19 protein-coding genes and 1 pseudogene are annotated in these 21,768 nt (G+C 74.1%); 11 read left to right on the top strand and 9 right to left on the bottom strand.

Going from position 1 to position 21,768, the window contains the following annotated elements:
- Positions 1-12: 12 nt before the first annotated feature.
- On the top strand, positions 13-387 hold the full coding sequence (locus OIM89_RS17470) for a cupin domain-containing protein (protein WP_078858237.1): 375 nt from the start codon (positions 13-15) through the stop codon (positions 385-387).
- A 66-nt stretch (positions 388-453) separates the two neighbouring features.
- Here the strand turns inward: OIM89_RS17470 and ilvD are convergent, their stop codons facing one another.
- The 5 genes from ilvD to OIM89_RS17445 form a co-directional block, all read right to left on the bottom strand.
- Complete coding sequence (ilvD, locus tag OIM89_RS17465; RefSeq protein WP_030699869.1) at positions 454-2,304, bottom strand: dihydroxy-acid dehydratase; 1,851 nt, start codon at positions 2,302-2,304, stop codon at positions 454-456.
- A 122-nt stretch (positions 2,305-2,426) separates the two neighbouring features.
- Positions 2,427-3,065, bottom strand: a complete 639-nt coding sequence (locus tag OIM89_RS17460; RefSeq protein WP_030699870.1) for a TetR family transcriptional regulator — start codon at positions 3,063-3,065, stop codon at positions 2,427-2,429.
- A complete protein-coding gene (locus tag OIM89_RS17455; RefSeq protein ID WP_030699871.1) occupies positions 3,062-3,898 on the bottom strand; it encodes a sugar phosphate isomerase/epimerase family protein in 837 nt (278 codons plus the stop codon). The genes OIM89_RS17460 and OIM89_RS17455 overlap by 4 nt, the downstream gene beginning before the upstream one ends.
- Before the next feature lie 90 nt (positions 3,899-3,988).
- Complete coding sequence (locus OIM89_RS17450) at positions 3,989-4,849, bottom strand: NmrA/HSCARG family protein (RefSeq protein WP_030699872.1); 861 nt, start codon at positions 4,847-4,849, stop codon at positions 3,989-3,991.
- Positions 4,850-5,324: 475 nt separating this feature from the next.
- Positions 5,325-6,257, bottom strand: coding sequence for a Ppx/GppA phosphatase family protein (locus OIM89_RS17445; protein WP_264491409.1), 933 nt, complete (start codon positions 6,255-6,257; stop codon positions 5,325-5,327).
- 148 nt (positions 6,258-6,405) lie between these two features.
- On the opposite strand from OIM89_RS17445, the gene OIM89_RS17440 reads away from it, so the two are divergent.
- A complete protein-coding gene (locus tag OIM89_RS17440; protein ID WP_411292344.1) occupies positions 6,406-7,206 on the top strand; it encodes a hypothetical protein in 801 nt (266 codons plus the stop codon).
- A gap of 68 nt (positions 7,207-7,274) precedes the next feature.
- On the opposite strand, the pseudogene OIM89_RS17435 reads toward OIM89_RS17440, so the two are convergent.
- Positions 7,275-7,818 (bottom strand): annotated as a pseudogene (locus tag OIM89_RS17435) (hypothetical protein).
- A gap of 450 nt (positions 7,819-8,268) precedes the next feature.
- Positions 8,269-10,005 (bottom strand): BACON domain-containing protein, encoded by a 1,737-nt coding sequence (locus OIM89_RS17430; protein WP_217466555.1) that lies wholly within the window; start codon positions 10,003-10,005, stop codon positions 8,269-8,271.
- Positions 10,006-10,263: 258 nt separating this feature from the next.
- On the opposite strand from OIM89_RS17430, the gene OIM89_RS17425 reads away from it, so the two are divergent.
- From OIM89_RS17425 to disA, 3 genes are all read left to right on the top strand, one after another.
- Complete coding sequence (locus OIM89_RS17425; RefSeq protein WP_030699876.1) at positions 10,264-10,839, top strand: dihydrofolate reductase family protein; 576 nt, start codon at positions 10,264-10,266, stop codon at positions 10,837-10,839.
- Positions 10,840-10,893: 54 nt separating this feature from the next.
- Positions 10,894-12,312, top strand: coding sequence for a DNA repair protein RadA (gene radA / locus OIM89_RS17420; protein ID WP_003948876.1), 1,419 nt, complete (start codon positions 10,894-10,896; stop codon positions 12,310-12,312).
- Positions 12,313-12,482: 170 nt separating this feature from the next.
- Positions 12,483-13,604 (top strand): DNA integrity scanning diadenylate cyclase DisA, encoded by a 1,122-nt coding sequence (gene disA / locus OIM89_RS17415; RefSeq protein WP_010645237.1) that lies wholly within the window; start codon positions 12,483-12,485, stop codon positions 13,602-13,604.
- Positions 13,605-13,686: 82 nt separating this feature from the next.
- On the opposite strand, the gene OIM89_RS17410 is transcribed toward disA, so the two are convergent.
- Entirely contained in the window at positions 13,687-14,499 is an 813-nt protein-coding gene (locus tag OIM89_RS17410) for a hypothetical protein (RefSeq protein ID WP_030699877.1), read from the bottom strand.
- 356 nt (positions 14,500-14,855) lie between these two features.
- Here OIM89_RS17410 and OIM89_RS17405 point away from each other — a divergent pair, with 356 nt between their 5' ends.
- The 6 genes from OIM89_RS17405 (at position 14,856) to cseC (ending at position 20,497) form a co-directional block, all read left to right on the top strand.
- Positions 14,856-15,605: a phosphatase PAP2 family protein gene (locus OIM89_RS17405; protein WP_030699878.1), complete on the top strand. Its 750-nt coding sequence runs from the start codon at positions 14,856-14,858 to the stop codon at positions 15,603-15,605.
- 112 nt (positions 15,606-15,717) lie between these two features.
- On the top strand, positions 15,718-16,770 hold the full coding sequence (locus tag OIM89_RS17400; protein ID WP_047470995.1) for an A/G-specific adenine glycosylase: 1,053 nt from the start codon (positions 15,718-15,720) through the stop codon (positions 16,768-16,770).
- A 218-nt stretch (positions 16,771-16,988) separates the two neighbouring features.
- Entirely contained in the window at positions 16,989-17,528 is a 540-nt protein-coding gene (locus tag OIM89_RS17395; RefSeq protein ID WP_030698866.1) for a SigE family RNA polymerase sigma factor, read from the top strand.
- 20 nt (positions 17,529-17,548) lie between these two features.
- The gene (locus OIM89_RS17390; protein ID WP_030698867.1) at positions 17,549-18,217 is read left to right on the top strand and encodes a lipoprotein; all 669 of its coding nucleotides are present in this window, start codon (positions 17,549-17,551) and stop codon (positions 18,215-18,217) included.
- A gap of 53 nt (positions 18,218-18,270) precedes the next feature.
- Positions 18,271-18,990: a two-component system response regulator CseB gene (gene cseB / locus OIM89_RS17385; RefSeq protein ID WP_030698868.1), complete on the top strand. Its 720-nt coding sequence runs from the start codon at positions 18,271-18,273 to the stop codon at positions 18,988-18,990.
- 1 nt (position 18,991) lies between these two features.
- On the top strand, positions 18,992-20,497 hold the full coding sequence (gene cseC / locus OIM89_RS17380) for a two-component system sensor histidine kinase CseC (protein ID WP_030698869.1): 1,506 nt from the start codon (positions 18,992-18,994) through the stop codon (positions 20,495-20,497).
- A gap of 60 nt (positions 20,498-20,557) precedes the next feature.
- Here cseC and OIM89_RS17375 read toward each other — a convergent pair whose 3' ends face one another.
- Complete coding sequence (locus OIM89_RS17375; protein ID WP_030698870.1) at positions 20,558-21,271, bottom strand: M23 family metallopeptidase; 714 nt, start codon at positions 21,269-21,271, stop codon at positions 20,558-20,560.
- Positions 21,272-21,768 lie beyond the last annotated feature (497 nt).

Here is a 21,768-nt window from a genome sequence, read left to right as displayed (position 1 = left end):
GGAGCCTCCGCCGTGCAGGTCGTCGCGCCCTCCCCCGCCCATGTCACCGCCACCCCGAACGCCGTCATGACCGGGCTGGCCGCGCCCAGCCGGGGCAGCACCGAACTCAGCACCTGGCGGGTGCGGATGGAGGCGGAGGCTGCCGGTCCGGTGCACACGGCCGACCGGGAGCAGGTCTGGACGGTGCTGAACGGGGCGCTGGAATTCACCTGCGAGGGGGAGGCCGCCACCGTCTCCGCGGGCGGGACCGCCATCCTCCCGGCCGGGGCGACGCGCCGGGTGCGGACGGCGCGGGGCCCGGCCGAGGCGCTGGTCGCGATGACCGCCGGGGGTGTGGTGACGACGCCGGGGAGCCCGGAGCCGCGGCGGCTGCCCTGGGCGGAGTGAGGCCGGGTACGCCTCGGCCCCGGCGCCCGCTGGGGGCGGCCGGGGCCGGGGGGGGTCGCAGGCGGGTCAGCCCAGCTTCGTCACGTCGCGGACCGCGCCCTTGTCGGCGCTGGTGGCCATGGCGGCGTAGGCGCGCAGGGCGGCGGAGACCTTGCGCTCACGGGCGACCGGCTCGTAGCGGCCGCCGAGGGCCTCGCGGCGGGCGTCGAGGGTGGCGTCGTCGACCAGCAGGTCGATGGAGCGGTTCGGGATGTCGATCCGGATGCGGTCGCCGTCCTCGACCAGGGCGATGGCGCCGCCGGAGGCCGCCTCCGGGGAGGCGTGGCCGATGGAGAGGCCCGAGGTGCCGCCGGAGAAGCGGCCGTCGGTGATGAGCGCGCAGGTCTTGCCGAGCCCCCGGCCCTTCAGGAAGGAGGTCGGGTAGAGCATCTCCTGCATGCCGGGGCCGCCCTTGGGGCCCTCGTAGCGGATGACGACCACGTCGCCGTGGGTGATCTCCTTGCGGAGGATCTTGTCGACGGCCTCCTCCTGCGACTCGCAGACGACGGCCGGGCCCTCGAAGGTCCAGATCGACTCGTCGACGCCGGCGGTCTTGACGACGCAGCCGTCCACCGCGATGTTCCCGCGCAGCACGGCGAGGCCGCCGTCGGCGGAGTACGCGTGCTCGACGGAGCGGATGCAGCCGCCGGCCGCGTCGGTGTCGAGCGAGTCCCACCGCTCGGACTGGGAGAACGCCTCGGCGGAGCGGCGGCAGCCGGGGGCCGCGTACCAGAGGTCCAGGGCTTCGGCGGAGGCCGCGCCGCCGCGGATGTCCCAGGTCTTCAGCCACTCGTCGATGGTGTCGGAGTGGACGGTGTGGACGTTCTCGTTGAGCAGGCCGCCGCGGTACAGCTCGCCGAGGAGGGCGGGGATGCCGCCGGCGCGGTGCACGTCCTCCATGTAGTACGTGCCGCCGGGGGCGACGTTCGGGGCGACCTTGGCGAGGCAGGGGACGCGGCGCGAGATGGCGTCGATGTCGGTCAGGTCGTACCCCAGCTCGGCCTCCTGGGCGGCGGCGAGCAGGTGGAGGATGGTGTTGGTGGAGCCGCCCATGGCGATGTCGAGGGCCATGGCGTTCTCGAAGGCCTCGCGGGTGGCGATGTTGCGGGGCAGGACCGAGGCGTCGTCGTCCTGGTAGTACCGCTTGGCCAGCTCGACCACGGTGGCGCCGGCCCGCTCGTAGAGCGCCTTGCGGGCGGTGTGGGTGGCGAGGACCGAGCCGTTGCCCGGGAGGGAGAGGCCGATGGCCTCGGTGAGGCAGTTCATCGAGTTGGCGGTGAACATGCCCGAACACGAGCCGCAGGTCGGGCAGGCGTTCTCCTCGATGCGGAGGATGTCCTCGTCGGAGACGGACTCGTCGACCGCGTCGCTGATCGCGTTGACCAGGTCGAGTTTTCGCACCGTGCCGTCGACCAGCGTGGCCTGGCCGGCCTCCATGGGGCCGCCGGAGACGAAGATCGTCGGGATGTTGAGCCGCAGGGCGGCCATCAGCATGCCCGGGGTGATCTTGTCGCAGTTGGAGATGCAGATCAGGGCGTCGGCGCAGTGCGCCTCGACCATGTACTCGACCGAGTCCGCGATGAGGTCGCGGGAGGGCAGCGAGTAGAGCATGCCGCCGTGGCCCATGGCGATGCCGTCGTCCACCGCGATGGTGTTGAACTCGCGGGGCACCGCGCCCGCCGCCTTGATCGCCTCGGAGACGATCCGGCCGACCGGCTGGAGGTGGGTGTGCCCGGGGACGAACTCGGTGAAGGAGTTGGCCACGGCGATGATCGGCTTGCCGATGTCCTCGCTGGCTACACCGGAGGCCCGCATGAGGGCGCGGGCGCCCGCCATGTTCCGGCCGTGGGTGACTGTGCGGGACCTCAGCTCGGGCATCGTCGCTCGCTCCTTCTGGGCCTTCTGGGGGAATGGGTCTGGCTTCGAGCGTACGCCTTCCGTGCCGCTTCGTGGACAGTTTGTCCACGCCGTGGGACAGGGCGCGCGGGACCGGCGGCGGCTCAGGCGCCGGCGGCCGGTACGGCCTCCGGGTCCGTCAGGTACCGCTGGAGCGTCGGGGCGACCGTGGCCACGATCGTCTCCGGGTCGGCGGAGGCCAGCGGCTCCAGCTCCAGTACGTACCGGAGCATGGCGACGCCGATGAGCTGGGAGGCGGCCAGTTCGGCGCGGAGCGTGGGGTCGGGGACGGGGACCTGGGCGGCGATGCGCTCCAGCAGGTTGCGCGTGACGAAGCCGCGCATGATGTCGCGGGCCGCCTCGTGGGTGAGGGCCGAGCGGACCACCGCCAGCACGGGCCCGCGGGTCCTCGGGTCCTCCCAGAAGCCCAGGAAGAGGCGGGCGACGCGTTCGCCGACGCCGTCGATGCCGTCGGCGAGGAGGGCCGGGAGCTCCTTGGCGGGGAAGGCGAGGGAGAGGTCGACGGCGGCGGCGAAGATCTCGTCCTTGGTGCCGAAGTAGTGGTGGACGAGGGCCGGGTCGACGCCCGCGGCCTGGGCGATCCGGCGGATCGAGGTGTTGTCGTAGCCGCGGGCGGAGAACTCCTCGCGGGCGGCGGCCAGGATGCGGTCGCGGGCGGCCGGGGTGCCGTCGGCCGAGCGGAGGGAGGGGCGTCCCCGGCGGCGGGGCGCGTCCGGTGTCACCGGCCGGGGCCGGGGGTGTGCGGCGACGGGGTGGCGGCCAGGTGGAGGCGGGTGAAGGCGAGCGCCTCGGCGAGGTCGGCCTCGCGTTCGGCGCTGGACATGGCGCGCCGGGTGTTGACCTCGATGACGACGTGGCCGTCGAAGCCGCGGGCGGCCAGGCGCTCCAGGGTCTCGGCGCAGGGCTGTGTGCCCCGGCCGGGGACGAGGTGCTCGTCCTTGTTGGAGCCGGCGCCGTCGGCGAGGTGGAGGTGGGCGAGGCGGTCACCCATGCGGTCGACCATGTCGAGGGCGTCGGTGCGGGCCGTCGCGGTGTGCGAGAGGTCGACCGTGAAGTGCCGGTAGTCGTCCTTGGTGACGTCCCAGTCGGGCGCGTAGGCGAGCATCTCGCGGTCGCGGTAGCGCCACGGGTACATGTTCTCCACGGCGAAGCGGACATCCGTCTCGTCGGCCATCCGCCAGATGCCGGAGACGAAGTCCTTGGCGTACTGCCGCTGCCAGCGGAACGGGGGGTGCACGACGACGGTGGACGCGCCGAGCCGCTCGGCGGCGGACTTGGCGCGCTGGAGCTTGGTCCACGGGTCGGTCGACCAGACGCGCTGGGTGATCAGCAGGCAGGGGGCGTGGACGGCGAGGACCGGTATCCGGTGGTAGTCGGAGAGCCGGCGCAGCGCCTCGATGTCCTGGCTGACCGGGTCGGTCCAGACCATGACCTCGACGCCGTCGTAGCCCAGGCGCGCGGCGATCTCGAAGGCCGTCGCCGTCGACTCCGGATAGACCGAGGCCGTCGACAGGGCGACCTTCGCATCGGGGATGCGCACCACTGGTTCTGCCACGAGGAACAGCGTAACGGGGCCGCAGGCGCGCGGCCCGGGACGGGGGCGTGGGGTGCGACACCCCACCGCGGGTACGGCGGCGGTCCACGGTCAGCGCTCCTCGGGCCAGCGCTGGGACTCGGCCCAGTCGGCGTAGGTGGTCCAGGGGACGCCGGGGAAGCGGGCGTGCAGGGCGGGGATGTCGACGTCGTAGCCGTGCCCGGCGAGGAAGGCCCACATGGCGCCCATGTCCGGGTCGGCCTCGCGGACCGCCTCCAGCGGGGTGGGGCGGTACGCCAGCTCGCGGTCGGTGGCGGCGCCGATCGCGGCCGCCATCTGCGGGCCGGTGGGGTCGTCGCCGGCCAGCTCGACGCGCTCGCCCTCCCACGCCCCGGGGGCGGCGATGATCTCGGCGACGACGTGACCGAGGTCATGGCGGGCGATCTGCTGGAGCCGGGTCTCCGGGTCGAGCGGGAGGGCGAGGAATCCGGCCTCGACCTCGTCGGCCAGGCCGAGGGCGTTCTCGTAGAAGTAGGTGGGGGCGACGACGGTGGAGGGCACGTCGGCGGCGGCGAGGAGGCGCTCGGTGTGCGCCTTGGTCTCGAAGTGCGGGATGCCGGTGTGGAGGTCGGCCCCCGCGACGGAGGAGAAGACCAGGTGCGGCAGGCCCGCCCGCTCGGCGGCGCGGACGACGGCGGCCCCCTGCTCCTTCTCGGCGTCGAGGCCGTCCTGGAACGGCGTGGTGACCGCGAAGGCCGCGTCGGTGGAGCGGAAGAGCGTGGCCAGCGCGTCGGTGTCGGTGAGGTCGCCCTCGACGATGGAGACGCCCGCCCCCGCGAGCACCTGGGCCCGGACGCTGCCCGGGTCCCGCACCATGGCTCTGACCTGGTGCCCTGTGCGCAGCAGCGCGGCGGTGACGGCACCGCCCTGGCCGCCGGTGGCGCCGAGTACCGCGATGGTCGCGAGGGTCATGGGTCGCCTCCTGGGACGGCTGTGCGCTGCGGGTTCCGCGTGGGTCACGGGACGAACAGGGTGTTACGCCTCGTATGTCCGTTCCCGTTATGTGCGTTCCCGTTGCGCGGGCCGTCAATCTCGCCGGGCGGGGGTGGTTCGGCGCCCGGGCGGCGTGGGCGCGTGGGGCGTGCGAGACGCGCGGGGCTCGTGGGGGCGCACACCGCTCCGCGATTCGCACACCCGTGCGCCTGGGTGGGGCCGGCAGGGCCGGGCATGACCACCTCGAACCGCCTGATCGGGGGCGGGCGAGGCGCACGGGCGACGGCGGGGCGGGGCTGTGGTGGTGATGGTGGCGGTAGCGGCGAGGGTGATCGCCCGGGCACGCGCGGTGTGGCCGGTGTGGGCGGTGTGGCAGGTTCGCGGGCGGCTGGCGCGCCGGCGGGCGGGCCTGCATGGCCCCGCCCCGGCCCCCGTTCCGCCCACCGCCCCGCCGTCACTGCGCCGGCATGTGGTCCAGGTGCCGGAGAATGACGCCTTCGCGCAGCGCCCACGGGCAGATCTCCAGCGTCTCCACGCCGAAGAGGTCCATCGCCGCCTCGGCGACCAGGGCACCCGCCGGGAGCTGGGCCGCCCTGCCCTCCGAGACCCCGGGCAGCAGCGCCCGCTCGGCGGCCGGCATGGCCGCCAGCCGGGGCACCCACTCCTCCAGCGACTTCCGCTTCAGCTCGCGCTGGACGTACAGCCCCTCGGCGGAGCGGGCCGCCCCGGCCAGCCGCGCCAGCTGCTTGAAGGTCTTGGAGGTGGCGACGACGCGGTCCGGCGCGCCGAAGCGGCTGAACTCGCCGACGACCCGGGCGATCTGCGTCCGTACGTCCTTGCGCAGCGCCCGTACGTCCTCGGCGTCCGGCGGGTCGCCGAGCAGCCGCCCGGCCGTGAGCCGCCCGGCGCCGAGGGGGAGCGAGACGCAGACGTCCGGCTCCTCGTCCGTGCCGTACGCGATCTCCAGGGAGCCCCCGCCGATGTCGAGGACGAGCAGCCGTCCGGCCGACCAGCCGTACCAGCGGCGGGCGGCCAGGAAGGTCAGGCGCGCCTCGTCCTCGCCGGAGATGACCCGCAGCGCCACGCCGGTCTCCTCGTGGACGCGGGCCAGCACCTCGTCCCCGTTGACCGCCTCCCGGACCGCCGAGGTGGCGAAGGGCAGCAGCTCCTCGACGCCCTTGTCCTCGGCGGCGGCCAGCGCCTCGCGGACGGTGGCGACCAGCCGCTCGACGCCGTCGGGCGTGATCGCGCCGGCCTCGTCCAGGAGCTGGGCGAGGCGCAGGTCGGTCTTGTGGGAGTGCGCGGGCAGCGGGCGCGCGCCGGGGTGGGCGTCGACCACCAGCAGATGCACCGTGTTCGAACCCACGTCGAGGACACCGAGTCTCATACGGGGAACGCTACTGCCCGCCCGGCGCCGCGCGGTCCCGGTTCACCGGGCTCCCGCATAGGCTGGAAACGTGCCAAAGACGAAAAAGGCGAAGGACGACCGCCCCGCCGGGGCGGCGGAAGCATCGGTCAAGGGGAAGAAGGGCAAGGTGAAGGCGGCGAAGGCGGACAAGGACGCGCGGGACGAGCGGGTCCAGGACGAGCAGGGGCTCGATTTCGCCCGTGCCTGGGTGGAGTTTCCCGATCCCGCCGACGACGAGCAGGTCTTCCGCTGCGACCTGACCTGGCTGACCTCCCGCTGGAACTGCGTCTTCGGCAGCGGCTGCCAGGGCATCCAGGCGGGCCGTGCCGACGACGGCTGCTGCACGCTGGGCGCCCACTTCTCCGACGAGGAGGACGAGGAGCGGGTGGCCGGCCATGTGGCAAGGCTCACGCCCGACATCTGGCAGCACCACGACGTGGGCACCGACTCCGGCTGGACGCAGGAGGACGAGGACGGCGACCGCCAGACCCGCCGCTGGCAGGGCTCCTGCATCTTCCAGAACCGCCCGGGCTTCGCCGGCGGCGCCGGCTGCTCGCTGCACATCCTGGCGCTCCGCGAGGGCCGCGAGCCCCTGGAGACCAAGCCGGACGTCTGCTGGCAGCTTCCGGTCCGCCGCACCTACGAGTGGATCGACCGCCCCGACGACACCCGCGTCCTCCAGGTCTCCATCGGTGAGTACGACCGGCGCGGCTGGGGCCCCGGCGGCCACGACCTGCACTGGTGGTGCACCTCCGCCACCTCCGCCCACGGCGCGGGCGACCCCGTCTACGTGAGCTACGCCCCCGAACTCCGCGAACTCATGGGCAAGGACGGCTACGACCGCCTCTCCGAACTCTGCGAGGCCCGCCTCGCTTCCCAGCTGCCGATGGTGGCGCCGCATCCGGCTGATCCGGGGGCGGGGAAGTAGTCGGGCCGGGGCCTGGCCGGCGTGGGCGGCAGGACCGTCACGGCCGGCGGCTCGCGTCGGCGTTCCCCTCAGCCTGACTGAGCCGGAGGCCGGCCGGGTCGCCACGCCCGACCACGGGTCTCCTCCTCAGCCGTCACCAGCGGCTCCGCAAGCAGCTCCACCCGGTCGCGACCGACGTCGAATCCGAGCACCGGGTGGCCGGCGCCGCCCTCGCCGCACATCAGCACCGGCTTGCCCAGGCGCCGGCCGATCGCGGTAAAGAAGTCGCAGAGCACGTCGAGCCGGTCCTGGCCCTGGGTTCCCGTAGATCGACGTCGAAGTCGATCTCCTCCGCCGAGTGGAAGCGGAAGATCGCCAGGACCTCGGTGATCGGCCGGACCCGGAGTTCCGCGCGCTCCGCCTCGGCCGGGCGGGACAGCACGGCCTCCGCGCGAGGCATCGGGAGTCCCGCCCCGCCCTCGGAGGAGCGGCAGGTCCAGCCGCTCTCCTCCACGAGGTCGAGAACCGCCTGCCAGTCCTCCACCGAGGTCCCGGGGACGACCACGCCGGCAGCGCCCCCATCAGGTCGGGGTCGAAGAAGCCGCTGACGTCGTCCCAGAGCAGATCGGCCACACCGCCATCCTGGCCGTCCCGCCCTCAGTCCGCACGGGCATTCCCCGGGTTCCCTCGTCCCGCCCCGCCTCCGGCATTCAGTGGTCCCCGCCCCACTCCCCCGCGTCACCCACGCCCCGCCCGCCGTCGCCGCCACCGCCGGTACAGCGCCATCACGATCACCCCGCCAGCACGGAGACGACGAGGGCCCCATGTCCGGCACGTGCGGCATGCCCGGTGCGTAGACCGGACGAGCAGTACCGTCAGCGCTCCGCCCAGGAAGACGCCGGTCTCGCCTTTCCGGTGCGGCGGCCCGTCCTCGTTCTGGCCTCCTGGCACAGGCATGCCCAGTCTCCCTGGGGCTCCGGTCAAGTTGGATCTCCACTCACGAACGTCCGTGGGCGGCTTGCCGTTGCGGCTCGGCCGTGATCGTTGAGGCGCACACCGTCGGGGCGTCTTGCCCGCTGCCCGTTACCCGCTGCCCGGCTCGAACGGCCCGGATTCCGAAGGCTCCGGCTCCGACGGGCCCGGTTCGGAGGGGATCGGGCCCGGGTCCGTGGGTCCCGGGTCGGTCGGGCCCGGGTCGGACGGGCCGGGGTCCGTGGGTCCCGGGTCGGTGGGGCCCGGGTCGGTCGGTCCCGGGTCCGTGGGGCCGGGGTCGGTCGGCTTCGGGGTGCCGGGGTCGGTCGGGCCGGGATCGCTGGGGCCCGGCGGGGAGGTGCCCGGGTTGGGCGGGCCGGGGCGGCCGGGGACGCCGGGGGCGGCGCCGTACCCCCGGACGGTGACCACGGCGCCGTGCGGGCCGATGGCGATGCGGGCGCTCCAGTGGCCACGCGGCTCGCGGTCAGCGTCGACGAACACCCGGAGGATGACCGTTTCGCCAGGTGCCAGCGTGCCGGAGGTACGGCTCAGTCGGAGCCAGGCGGAGCCTGCGCGTGCGGACCAGTCGACGGGGGTCGTGCCGGTGGCGGTCAGGGTGACGAGGGTGCCGTCGCGGGTGTGCCGGGCCTCGACGGCGAGGGAGCCGTGGGGCGAGCCCTCGGGCGGTACGCCGGGGGCGGTGACCTCGACGGAGACGTCGGGGCGGTCGGAGGGGCGGGCGCTGCCGGTGTTCTCGTAGTGGCCGTCGGCGCCGGGGCCCGCGTCCGGGTCCCCGCTCTCGCTGGCCGCGACCGGACGCCCGCCCTCCGCCTCGCCGGTCTGGGGCGCGCCCCGGTAGGCGGCCCACAGGGCGAGCACCGGTGCGGCGACGACGGTGGCGACCAGGGTGGTGGTGACGGCGCGGGCCCGCATCCGCTCGCGGCGGGCGGCACGGTCCCGGGGGTCCATCGGAAAGCCCTCGCGGTTGAAGCGCGGGGCGGTGCGGACCACGCGGTGCGGCCGCGCTCCGGCGGGGAAGGCGGCGGCCAGCGCGGCCCGGTCGGGGGCGACCAGGGGCAGCGGCCCGGAGACGGGACGGGCGGTGCCCGGCCAGGGGGCGGCGGCCTCGGCGCGCTCGGCGGCGCGGCGGCAGCGGGGGCAGTCGTCGACGTGCCGGACCAGTTCGGTGCGCAGGGCCGTGCTGAGCAGGACCCGCCGGTCGCCGGTGAGGCGGGCGACGCTGGGGCAGGTGCCGCGTTCGACCACACTGAGCGCGGCCCTGGTCCGCTCGACCTCGCAGGAGGCGGCGGCGAGCAGGGTCCGGGTGGCGGCGGGGTCGGCGCCGAGCACCGCCGCGATCTCCTCGGGGGCCAGGCCGTGGCGGACGGAGAGCTCCAGGGCCTCGCGCTGCTCGGGGCTGGTTCCGGCCGCCTCCGGCCAGGCGAGCCGGGCCAGTTCGGCGGCGCGCATCTCGTCGGGGGCGCGGCGGCGTTCCCGGGGGGCGTGCGCCGGGGGCCGTCCGGCCTGCGCCTCGGCCAGTTCGCGGAGGCAGACCCAGCGGGCCAGGGCGTAGAGCCAGGCGCGGCGGCCGGCCGGGCCGCGGGCGGGGCGGGAGCTGTTCCGGGCGGCGAGGGCGACCACCTCGCCCAGGGCGGAGTGGGCGAGGTCGTGGTCGTGCAGGATCGAGAGGCAGTAGGTGAACAGGCCGTCCAGATGGACGTCGTCGCCCTCTCCCCGGGCGGCGGTGACGGCGGCCTGGGCAGGCGTTCCGGCCTTCCGGGAGACCGGGGCGCGGTGTGCCCTTGGCGCGCCGGCGGGGTGCGTGGGGCGGTCGGTCCTGCTGCTCATCACCCGGACGACCGTAGGCGCGTTCGGCGGAACCTTCCGCCAACTTGAACGCTTTTCATCCATACGGGTGAACACATCCCTCATAAGGGGACAGGAGATAAGGTTTCAGCCCGCCGGACGGCTCACTTCAGGTGAGGCGAACGCGCCCCGGAGTCGCCCGGTCCCGACATGGCCGAATCCTTGCGGTCCCGGCGGGGAGCGCGAAGAAAGTTCCGCCGGGACCGATGAGCCCCGCGCACCACCCGGGTCAGGGCAGTCATGGGATACATCGCCTCCGGCATCTCCATGTCACTCGACGGCTTCGTCACCGGCCCGGGCCCCACCCGCGAACGCCCGCTCGGCGAGCGCGGGGAGGTGCTGCGCCGCTGGCTGGACGAACCGATGGCGACGGGGGACCGCGCCCTGCTCGCCGGGATGCGCGCCCGCACCGGCGCGGTCGTCATGGGCCGCAACGGCTACGCCCCGTACGAGGGGGGCACCGCGGGCCCGCTCGGCCCGATCCCGTGCGTCGTCCTCACCCACTCCCCGCCCAAGCCCGACGAGGTCGGCGCCCCCGAGGTGTTCACCTTCGTCACCGGCGGCATCGGGGAGGCGCTGGAGCGGGCCGGGGAGCTGGCGGGCGGCAAGGACGTCGTGCTGCACGGCGCCTCCCCGGTCCAGCAGGCGCTGCGCGCGGGACTCGTCGACGAGCTGTGCGTCAGCCTGACCCCGGTCATCCTCGGTTCCGGCACCCGCCTCTTCGACAACCTGGAGGGGGTCCACGTCCAGCTGGAGCGGCTCCAGGTGGTGATGTCGCCGGGCGTGACGCACCTGCGGTTCCGGGTCAGCCGGTAGGGTCCGGCCCCCGCGCGGCGTGGAGTGTCGGTGGGCGCCGCTACGGTGGGGCGCATGGCTGCCCGTACGAAATCCGCCAAGGAACGGCCGTCCTACCGGTGCACCGAGTGCGGCTGGCAGACGGCGAAGTGGCTCGGCCGCTGCCCGGAGTGCCAGGCCTGGGGCACGGTCGAGGAGTACGGCGCGCCCGCCGTCCGCACCACCGCCCCGGGGCGGGTGACCAGCTCCGCCCTGCCCATCGCGCAGGTCGACGGCAAGCAGGCGACGGCCCGCCCGACCGGCGTGCCCGAGCTGGACCGGGTGCTCGGCGGCGGTCTGGTGCCCGGCGCCGTGGTGCTGGTCGCGGGCGAGCCGGGCGTCGGCAAGTCCACGCTGCTGCTGGACGTCGCGGCGAAGGCCGCCTCGGACGAGCACCGCACGTTGTACGTCACCGGCGAGGAGTCGGCCAGCCAGGTCCGGCTGCGCGCGGACCGGATCGACGCGCTCAGCGACCACCTCTATCTCACCGCCGAGACCGACCTCTCCGCCGTTCTCGGCCATCTCGACGCGGTCAAGCCCTCGCTGCTGGTCCTGGACTCCGTGCAGACCGTCGCCTCCCCCGAGATCGACGGCGCGCCCGGCGGCATGGCGCAGGTCAGGGAGGTCGCCGGGGCGCTGATCCGGGCCTCCAAGGAGCGCGGCATGTCCACGCTCCTGGTCGGCCACGTCACCAAGGACGGCGCCATCGCCGGCCCGCGCCTGCTGGAGCACCTGGTCGACGTGGTGCTCCACTTCGAGGGCGACCGGCACGCCCGGCTCCGCCTGGTCCGCGGCGTCAAGAACCGCTACGGCACCACCGACGAGGTCGGCTGCTTCGAGCTGCACGACGAGGGCATCACCGGCCTCGCCGACCCCAGCGGCCTCTTCCTGACCCGCCGCGCCGAGCCGGTCCCGGGCACCTGCCTGACGGTGACGCTGGAGGGCCGCCGCCCGCTGGTCGCCGAGGTCCAGGCGCTCACCGTCGACTCGCAGATCCCCTCCCCGCGCCGGACCACCTCGGGCCTGGAGACCTCCCGGGTCTCGATGATGCTGGCGGTGCTGGAGCAGCGCGGCCGCATCACCGCGCTCGGCAAGCGGGACATCTACTCGGCGACGGTCGGTGGCGTGAAGCTCTCCGAGCCCGCCGCCGACCTGGCGGTGGCCCTGGCCCTGGCCAGCGCGGCGAGCGACACCCCGCTGCCGAAGAACCTGGTGGCGATCGGCGAGGTCGGTCTCGCGGGCGAGGTCCGGCGGGTGACGGGCGTCCAGCGGCGGCTGGCGGAGGCGGCCCGGCTGGGCTTCACCCACGCCCTCGTACCGGCCGACCCGGGGAAGGTGCCGCCGGGGATGAAGGTGGTCGAAGTGGCCGACATGGGGGACGCGTTGCGGGTTCTGCCGCGGCGGCGCCGGGCCCAGAGCCCGGCAAGCCCCCAGGAGGCGGAGGAGCGCCGGTAGACTTTTGCCAGGTCTCGCCGGTCCGGCAGGAGTCGTCGTACGGTCCGGACGCGCCGTGACCTGGTCGGCCGCGCCGGTGGAGCTGTGGCCTCGGGGGCTGCGGTCCCCCGGCCCGACGGGCCGCGACCAGGGCGGGGCGGCAGAGGCAAACCCGCGACCGGAGGAGTGCAGTGGCAGCCAATGACCGGGCAACGGCCCCCGGCAAGTCCGGCGGGCCCGGTGCCGACGGGCTGATGCGTGCCTCGCTGAGCGCCGTCGCCCCCGGCACCCAGCTGCGGGACGGGCTGGAGCGGATTCTGCGGGGGAACACCGGCGGACTCATCGTGCTCGGCTGGGACAAGACCGTCGAGTCGATGTGTACCGGCGGCTTCGTGCTGGACGTCGAGTTCTCCGCGACCCGCCTGCGCGAGCTGTGCAAGCTCGACGGCGGCATCGTCCTCGACAAGGACCTCACCAAGATCCTGCGCGCCGGAGTCCAGCTCGTCCCCGACCCGACCATCCCCACCGACGAGACCGGCACCCGGCACCGCACCGCCGACCGCGTCTCCAAGCAGGTCAACTTCCCCGTGGTCTCGGTCAGCCAGTCGATGCGGCTGATCGCGCTCTACGTGGACGGGCAGCGCCGGGTCCTGGAGGACTCGGCCGCCATCCTCTCTCGCGCCAACCAGGCTCTCGCCACATTGGAGCGGTACAAGCTCCGGCTGGACGAGGTGGCCGGCACGCTCTCGGCGCTGGAGATCGAGGACCTGGTCACGGTCCGCGACGTCACGGCCGTCTCGCAGCGGCTGGAGATGGTCCGCCGGATCGCCGCCGAGATCGCCGAGTACGTGGTGGAACTGGGCACCGACGGGCGGCTGCTCGCCCTCCAGCTGGACGAACTGATCGCCGGCGTCGAGCCCGAACGCGAGCTGGTCGTCCGGGACTACGTGCCGGAGCCCACGGCGAAGCGTTCCCGCACGGTGGACGAGGCGCTGGCGGAGCTGGGCAAGCTCAGCCACACCGAGTTGCTCGAACTCCCCGTGGTGGCGCGGGCGCTCGGCTACACCGGCTCGCCGGAGGCGCTGGACTCGGCGGTGTCGCCGCGCGGCTTCCGCCTCCTGGCGAAGGTGCCGAGGCTGCCCGGCGCCATCATCGACCGGCTGGTGGAGCACTTCGGCGGCCTCCAGAAGCTGCTGGCGGCCAGCGTGGACGACCTCCAGACGGTGGACGGCGTCGGCGAGGCCCGTGCCCGCAGCGTCCGCGAGGGCCTCTCCCGCCTGGCCGAGTCGTCGATCCTGGAGCGGTACGTCTGACCGCTCCGCCCGTCCCATGAGAAGCGCCGCCGCACGGAGTTCGTGCGGCGGCGCTTCTCGTGTCCGTACCGGAGCGGGCCGGTCAGTCCTTGGCGAGGACGAAGGAGATCTTGGCCGTGGCGACGGGCGCCTCGACCTCGGCGAGGTAGGTGCCGGGTCCGGCGGCGCCGGCCGGCGGGGTGGCGCACTTGTCGGCGCTGGCGCGGCGGTCCCAGGTGACGGTGTGGGTGACGCTGCCCTGGGCCGGGAGCTTCAGCAGCAGGCTGCCGGTGGCGGGGCAGTGCGCGGAGGACCAGAGCGGCTTGTCCTCGCCGGTCTCAGTGATCGTCAGCACGGCTGTCTTGGGCCCGAGATCGACCTTGCAGTCGGCCTTGGAGGTGTTCTCGGCCTTGAGGACGAGTTTCGGCTTCTGGTCCGGCTCGTAGGTGTTCTTGGTGGGGCGCAGGCTCATCTCCACCGCACCGGCCGGGCAGTTGGGCAGGGTGGACCCGGTGGGAACCTGTTCGCCGGTGGTCTCGCCGCCGCCCGCGCCCGCGCCGCCCGCACCGGGACCGGAACCGGAGTTCCCGTCACCGGCCTCGCCGCCTCCGGCGCCCTCGCCGCCCGTGCCGCCGGAGCCATCCGTACCGCTCTCGTCGTCCTCGCCGGACTCGTCGCGGCCGCCCGGGTGTTCGCTGATCGCGGGGCCCGAGGGGGAGTCGCCGGGGGTGATGGAGGGCGCGGGGCTGTGGCCGCCGGAACCGGAGGCTCCGTCGCGCTTCCCGCCGCCGCCGACCGACACCACCAGCCAGGTCACGAGGAGGGCGAGCACCGCCACGACGGACAGCAGAACAACCCTCCGTCGCCAGTAGATGGAGGAGGGAAGCGGCCCGATCGGATTGCGCAGAGATCCCACGCCCAAACCTTACGAGAGATCAGGCGCGTCTCCGGCCCTACCCGCCGCTCGGAGTACATCTTTTCCGGATCATCATTCCACCGGGCACCCGATTCAGGCCCCGGGACAGCACACCTGCGGCCACCCTGTCGACAGAGGGTCACCAAGCGTGCACGGAACGGCAGATTCCCGGTTCCGGGGCGCCCGATGAGACGCACGCCGCACGGACCGCCGGGTTACAGCGGAACCACCGGTGTCGGTAAACCGTATGTACGGCGAGAGAATCATCAGCGCGGAGCGGTGCCGGCAGGCCGGGCACCACTCCGCCGACCGCACACCGCCCAGGACGGCCTGGACCGCTCGACAGCTTGGACGGCATGAACAGCATCTTGGAACCGGATCTCGCGCCCGCCGCCGCGGCGCACGCCGCCCCGCTCCCCGACGGGAGCACGGGTGAGGCCGCCGGCGAGACCCTCGCCGCCGCGGGCGACCTGGGAGGGACCTCCGGTCTCTACCGCGACATCCTCGACTTCGCCCACTCCACCCCGACCTGGACCAAGGACGTCGCCGAGCTGTGGACGGAGCTGGGCCTGCTGGTCTTCGCGGCACTGTTCCTCGCCGGCTGGTGGCGCTCACGCCGGTTCAGCCCGCAGGCCACCGCCGTGGCGGTGCTCGCACCGCTGGTCACCGGCGTCGCCTACGTACTGAGCGAGACCTTCAAGTCGGTCATCCAGGAGGAGCGCCCCTGCCGGGCCGTGGCGAACGCCGCCGCCTCGCTGGTGCCCTGCCCGCCGTACGGCGACTGGTCGTTCCCCAGCAACCACTCGACCATCGCCGGGGCCGCCGCCATCGGCCTGGCGCTGGCCTGGCGCCACCTGTGGCGGCTCACCGTGCCGATGGCGATCCTGATGGGCTTCTCGCGGATCTTCGTCGGCGTGCACTACCCGCACGACGTCGCGGTCGGCCTGGTCTTCGGCGGCCTGGTCGCCTGGGGCCTGGTCCGGCTCTGCACCAAGCCGCTCACCAGACTGGTGGTGACGATGCGCGGCTCGGGCTCGGAGGCCGTGGTCTGGCTGGCGGGGCCGGGCGCGCCCCGGCACTCGGCCGGGGGCGACCAGGTGAGGTGACCTGTCACCCGGCCTGCCGGGTGATTCACACGGACAGCGGTGCGGTGCCCCGGCGGGGCGCCGCACCGCTGCGCGTGTCGCGAGGGGTCCTCGTGGCAGGATCGAGAACGCCATGACTGCGTCGATGAAGCCCATGCCGAACACCCCCGCCCCCGACCGGCCTGAAGCCGTCCGCACCGCCACTCCCCCCACCACCCCACCGGCCCGCACCCCCCAGGCGGCCCACGAACCGGCCGCCGAGCCCACGCCCTGCGCCACCGTGCCGCGCCCGGCCGCCGGCGAACCGCAGGCCGGAGCCGACCTGCACACCCCGGTCATCGCCTGGTTCGAGCAGCACGCCCGCGACCTGCCCTGGCGCGACCCGGACGCGGGCGCCTGGGCGGTGATGGTCAGCGAGTTCATGCTCCAGCAGACCCCGGTCAACCGGGTCCTGCCGGTCTACGAGCAGTGGATGGCCCGCTGGCCGCGCCCCGCCGACCTGGCCGCCGAGGCGCCCGGCGAGGCGGTCCGCGCCTGGGGCCGGCTCGGCTACCCGCGCCGCGCGCTGCGCCTGCACGGCGCGGCCGTCGCCATAGCGGAACGCCACGGCGGCGACGTCCCGGCCGAGCACGCCCAGCTGCTCGCCCTGCCCGGCATCGGCGAGTACACGGCCGCGGCCGTCGCCTCCTTCGCCTACGGGCAGCGGCACGCGGTGCTCGACACCAATGTGCGCCGCGTGCTGGCGCGGGCGGTGACCGGCGTGCAGTACCCGCCGAACGCGACCACCGCGGCCGAGCGCCGCCTCGCCCGGGAGCTGCTGCCGGAGCGGGACGAGACGGCCGCCCGGTGGGCCGCCGCCTCGATGGAGCTGGGGGCGCTGGTCTGCACCGCGCGCAACGAGAGCTGCGCCCGCTGCCCGCTCGCCTCCCGGTGCGCCTGGAAGGCCGCCGGCAAGCCGCCGCACAGCGGTCCGGCCCGCCGCGGCCAGAGTTACGCCGGCACCGACCGCCAGGTCCGCGGCAAGCTGCTCGCGGTCCTGCGGGAAGCGGTGGCGCCGGTTCCGCAGGCGGTGCTCGACCGCGAGTGGGACGACGCCGTGCAGCGGGCCCGCGCGCTGGACGGGCTGGTCGCCGACGGCCTGGTCGAGCCGCTGCCCGACGGGCTGTACCGGCTGCCGCACTCCTGACCGTCCGCGCACGAAACCGGACGTAAGCCCTCCGCGCGCCCCCGCTCCGGGGGCGCGCGGAGGACTGTTACACAACCGACGTACATCCGTGCGCCCACCGCCGTCCCACGCGCCGGGCCCCGTTACACCGCGCCCGTAGGTTCCTGTCCGTACCACCCCACCGCCTCCCGGGCGGTCAGCGGTGGCCAGGGGATTCACGGGGTCGAGCGGAGGCGGACATGGCGCAGAACGAGGTGCTGGAGTTCGAGGAGTACGTCCGCACGCGGCAGGACGCCCTGCTGCGCAGCGCGCGCCGGCTGGTCCCCGATCCCGTCGACGCCCAGGACCTGCTCCAGACGGCGCTGGTGCGCACGTACCGGCGGTGGGAGCTGATAGCGGACAAGCGGCTGGCCGACGCCTATCTGCGGCGTGTCATGATCAACACGCGGACGGAGTGGTGGCGCTCGCGCAAGCTCCAGGAGGTCCCGACCGAGGAGCTTCCCGAGCCCGCGGTCACCGACGGCACCGAGCAGCACGCCGACCGCGCCCTGCTCATGGACGTGCTCAAGGTGCTGGCTCCGAAGCAGCGCAGTGTCGTGGTGCTGCGACACTGGGAGCAGATGTCCACTGAGGAGACCGCCGCCGCCCTCGGCATGTCGGCCGGCACGGTCAAGAGCACGCTGCACCGGGCGCTCGCCCGGCTCCGCCAGGAGCTGGAGAGCCGTGAACTGGAGAGCCGCGCGCCCGAGCGTGAGGAGCAGGAGCGTTGCGCGGCCTGAGGGCTAATCCCAGAGGAGCGGTGGTCTGCGCCGCCGTCGTCTCCCTCCTCCTCGTGGCCGCCCTCATGGCCTGCACCGCGACCAGCACCGGCACCCGCGACGAGGGCCCGGCCCGAAGCGAACCGGTCGCCTCCTCCCCCACCGGCGCGGCGAGCCCCACCCCCCGGGTGAAGCGGGCCGACGCGGTGAAGCTGCTCAAGGCCGACCCCGAGGTCGACGCGGGGATCAAGCGCGACCTGAAGCCCTGCGTCGGCGACGAGTACCCGGTCGACGTCAGCTACGGCGACCTGACCGGCGCCAAGGTCTCCGACGTCGTGATCAACGTACTGACCTGCGGCGACGCCGTCGGGGTCGGCGCCTACGTCTACCGCGTGGCCGCGGAGGGCAAGGCCGCCGAGAAGGCGGCCGCCACCCAGGGCTACGTCAACGTCTTCCGCAACGAGACGCCCCCCGTCTACGCCGAGATCGACCGGGGCGACCTCGTGGTGACCCGGCAGATGTACGACAAGGGCGACTCGGTCGCGTACCCCTCGGGCGAGGAGGTCGTGACCTACCGGTGGAAGGACGATTCCTTCGCGGAGCGGTTCCGGCAGCACAACGACTACAGCAACACCGTCACCTCCGAGCCGCCGCAGGCGCTGGCCGAGACCCCGGCGCCGGCCCGGAGCGAGGGCGCGCCCGCGGCCTGACACCATCGTTTCGCGACCGCCCCCGAGAACTGGAGAGACAGAGGACCCGCCCGATGGCCGACCACACCCATGTCCTGTTCGTGGAGGACGACGACGTGATCCGGGAGGCGACCCAGCTCGCCCTGGAGCGGGTCGGCTTCCGGGTGACCGCCATGCCCGACGGGCTCTCGGGTCTGGAGGCGTTCCGCGCCGACCGGCCGGACATCGCCCTGCTCGACGTGATGGTGCCCGGCATGGACGGGGTCAGCCTCTGCCGCCGCATACGCGACGAGTCGACCGTGCCGGTGATCATGCTCTCGGCGCGGGCCGACTCCATCGACGTGGTCCTCGGCCTGGAGGCGGGCGCCGACGACTACGTCACCAAGCCGTTCGACGGCTCGGTCCTGGTCGCCCGCATCCGCGCCGTGCTGCGCCGCTTCGGCCACGCCGCCGGGGCCCAGGGCGCCAGGGCCGAGGAGGAGCCCTCCGCCGGGCCCGCCGAGGACGACGGGCTGCTCCGCTTCGGGGACCTGGAGCTGGACACCGAGGGCATGGTGGTGCGGCGGGCCGGCACCCCGGTCGCGCTGACGCCGACCGAGATGCGGCTGCTGCTGGAGTTCTCGGCCGCGCCGGGCACCGTCCTCTCCCGCGACAAGCTGCTGGAACGCGTCTGGGACTACGGCTGGGGCGGCGACACCCGGGTGGTCGACGTGCACGTGCAGCGGCTGCGCGCCAAGATCGGCCAGGAGCGGATAGAGACCGTCCGCGGCTTCGGCTACAAACTGAGGGCCTGAGGTGTCCGGCCCCTTCCGCCGCCGCTCCGCCCCCGCCGGGCCAGGGGCTGCCTCCGGTACCGGCCCCGGCGGCGCGTCCCCAGCCGCCGGGGCCCACCAGGGGAGCTGGTGGAGACGGCTGCGTGAGCGGCTGCGCGGGCAGCTGCACACCGGGCTGCGGTGGAAGCTGAGCGCGGCCATCACCCTGGTCGGGGCGCTCGTCGCGCTCGCCCTCAGCCTCGTCGTGCACAACGCCGCCCGGATCTCGATGCTCGACAACGCCCGGGACCTCCAGGACGAGCGGGTCCAGTTCGCCCAGCGGATCTACGCGGGGACGGGCCGGCTCCAGTTCGGCGCCAAGATCGACGACCCGGAGATCCCCGACGAGCTGCGGGAGCGCGCCGAGGCGGGCCGCCGCGCCACCTTCATCCAGGAGTTCCGCGAGGGCGTCCCCGACATCTGGGGCGCGGTGCCGCTCGGTGACGGCCGCATCCTCTCCGTGCACACTCGCTTCACCGACCGCAGCTCCACGATCATGCGCGACCTCGACCGGGCCCTGCTGATCGGTTCGGGCGCGGTCATCCTGGGCGGCTGCGCGCTGGGCGTCCTCATCGGCGGGCAGCTCTCCCACCGGCTGCGCAAGGCGGCGGCCGCCGCGGGCCAGGTCGCCGAGGGGCGTACCGACGTACGGGTGCGGTCGGCGATCGGCGGGGTGGTCCGGGACGAGACCGACGACCTGGCCCGGGCGGTGGACGCCATGGCGGACGCGCTGAAGCAGCGGCTGGAGGCGGAGCGCCGGGTCACCGCCGACATCGCCCACGAACTGCGCACCCCGGTCACCGGGCTGCTGACCGCCGCCGAGCTGCTGCCGCCGGGCCGCCCCACCGAGCTGGTACGGGACCGGGCGCAGGCCATGCGCACCCTGGTCGAGGACGTCCTGGAGGTCTCCCGCCTGGACACCGCCGCCGAGCGCGCCGAACTCCAGGACATCGCGCTGGGCGAGTTCGTCACCCGCCGGGTCCGCACGCTCGGCCCCGAGGTCGAGGTGCGGGTCCTCTACGACGCCGACGTGGCGACCGACCCGCGCCGCCTGGAACGCGTCCTCGGCAACCTGCTGGCCAACGCCGCCAAACACGGCAGGCCCCCGGTCCAGGTCACCGTCGAGGGCCGGGTGATCCGGGTCCGGGACCACGGGCCGGGTTTCCCCGAGGCGCTGCTGGCGGACGGGCCGAGCCGGTTCCGCACCGGCAGCGCCGACCGGGCGGGCCGGGGCCACGGACTGGGGCTCACCATCGCCGCCGGGCAGGCCCGGGTGCTGGGGGCACGGCTCACCTTCCGCAACGTCCGGACCCCCGGCGCCGCGCCCGGTGCCCCGCCCGAGGGCGCGGTCGCGGTGCTCTGGCTGCCCGACCACGCCCCGACCAGCACGGGGAGCTTCCCGGTGGTCCGGCTCCCGGACGACGGTCAGGGCGCGGGCGGCCGGCGCGGGCCCTGGTGGCGTGGCACGCCGAACGGCGGCGCGGGCTGAGAGCCCGCACCGCCGTTCCGGGGTGCCGTCCGCGCCGGGGCGCGGGGTGCTACGGCCGGATCACAGGCCCTTGCTGCGCAGGAACGCGGCGGGGTCGATGGCGGAGCCGTAGTTGGGGCTGGTGCGGACCTCGAAGTGCAGGTGGGGACCGCTGGAGTTACCGGTGTTGCCGGAGAGGGCGATCTTCTGGCCCTCCTTGACCGTCTGGCCAGGGCTCACGTTGATCTGCGACAGGTGCGCGTACTGGGTGTACGTGTTGTCGGTGTGCTTGACGACGACGGCGTTGCCGTAGGCGGGGCCGTCACCGGCACCGTTGCCGCCGGCCTTGACGACCGTGCCGCCGGCGGCGGAGTGGACGTCGGTGCCGACCGACACCGCGTAGTCCTGGCCGGAGTGCTTGTTGGCCCAGCGGTCACCGCCGGTGCCGTAGGTGGCCGAGATGGTCGCGTTGTTCACCGGGACGGTCCACGCGGACTTCTTCTTCGCGGGCTTGCTCTCCGGCTTCTTCTCCGCCTTCTTCTCGGCGGGCTTGCCCTTGGGCGCTTCCTTCTTCGACTGCTCGGCGTGCTTGACGGCCGTGGCCGCCTTCGACTGCGCGTCGGCCTGGGCGGCGACCGCACCGGCCGCAGCACCAGGAGCGGTGTCCGCACCGGTCGCGGCGGACGCGACCCCGACCCCGAGCATCGCCGAGGCGCCGAGACCGGCGGCCAGGACGGCGACCCGAGTACGGAGCTGGGGCGAGGCGAGGTTGAGGTTCGTGGCGCGCTTCGACATACGGGGTGGACCTCCGTGAGGGGGGAACGAATGAGCCCGACGTTTCGCCGGTGCCTCACCTTGGTAACCCGCCGCCCCACCTCAGGACAAAGGGCCCATCTACTACCGGATGTCGTATATCGGAGGGGGGTAACCCACGCCCTTGACAGTTCAACCTCAGAGCCCCGAACCCACCCGAAACACCCCTCAGAAGGGGGCGAGGCCCCAGATCGGGACCGAAAGAGGGGGGTCACCCCGTCGAAGTGAAGCCGTTCACACGCCAAGCCCGCACACCAACCCGCCAAACCGCCGCTTAAACCCTCAAATCGGACCGATGCACTCCTATGGGGCGTAGTAGGCCCAGAACCCCCTGTGTCGCTTGTCACCCGGCACCCCCTCCGAGACCCCCTCGAAAGTGGCCTGGGCCACCCACCCGAGCCCCTCAACTCGCCCTCCCCGAAGCCCGAATGAGGCCCCTGGAAGTGGCCCAGGCCACTCCCAGGAGGGCATCCGGGGCC

This window comes from Streptomyces sp. BI87 (assembly GCF_025957665.1).
In the GTDB taxonomy this organism is placed as follows: domain Bacteria; phylum Actinomycetota; class Actinomycetes; order Streptomycetales; family Streptomycetaceae; genus Streptomyces; species Streptomyces albidoflavus.
The sequence above is the reverse complement of the archived record's forward strand: the minus strand, read 5'-3'. Positions and strand labels throughout refer to the sequence as shown.

What these genes read in the sequence shown, in the direction of transcription:
- OIM89_RS17405 (WP_030699878.1), top strand. Translation starts at nt 14,856, where the DNA reads ATGAACAGCATCTTGGAACCGGATCTCGCGCCCGCCGCCGCGGCGCAC.
- radA (WP_003948876.1), top strand. Translation starts at nt 10,894, where the DNA reads ATGGCTGCCCGTACGAAATCCGCCAAGGAACGGCCGTCCTACCGGTGC.
- OIM89_RS17375 (WP_030698870.1), bottom strand. Translation starts at nt 21,271, where the DNA reads ATGTCGAAGCGCGCCACGAACCTCAACCTCGCCTCGCCCCAGCTCCGT.
- cseB (WP_030698868.1), top strand. Translation starts at nt 18,271, where the DNA reads ATGGCCGACCACACCCATGTCCTGTTCGTGGAGGACGACGACGTGATC.
- OIM89_RS17430 (WP_217466555.1), bottom strand. Translation starts at nt 10,005, where the DNA reads ATGAGCAGCAGGACCGACCGCCCCACGCACCCCGCCGGCGCGCCAAGG.
- OIM89_RS17450 (WP_030699872.1), bottom strand. Translation starts at nt 4,849, where the DNA reads ATGACCCTCGCGACCATCGCGGTACTCGGCGCCACCGGCGGCCAGGGC.
- OIM89_RS17445 (WP_264491409.1), bottom strand. Translation starts at nt 6,257, where the DNA reads ATGAGACTCGGTGTCCTCGACGTGGGTTCGAACACGGTGCATCTGCTG.
- OIM89_RS17425 (WP_030699876.1), top strand. Translation starts at nt 10,264, where the DNA reads ATGGGATACATCGCCTCCGGCATCTCCATGTCACTCGACGGCTTCGTC.
- OIM89_RS17400 (WP_047470995.1), top strand. Translation starts at nt 15,718, where the DNA reads ATGACTGCGTCGATGAAGCCCATGCCGAACACCCCCGCCCCCGACCGG.
- OIM89_RS17395 (WP_030698866.1), top strand. Translation starts at nt 16,989, where the DNA reads ATGGCGCAGAACGAGGTGCTGGAGTTCGAGGAGTACGTCCGCACGCGG.
- ilvD (WP_030699869.1), bottom strand. Translation starts at nt 2,304, where the DNA reads ATGCCCGAGCTGAGGTCCCGCACAGTCACCCACGGCCGGAACATGGCG.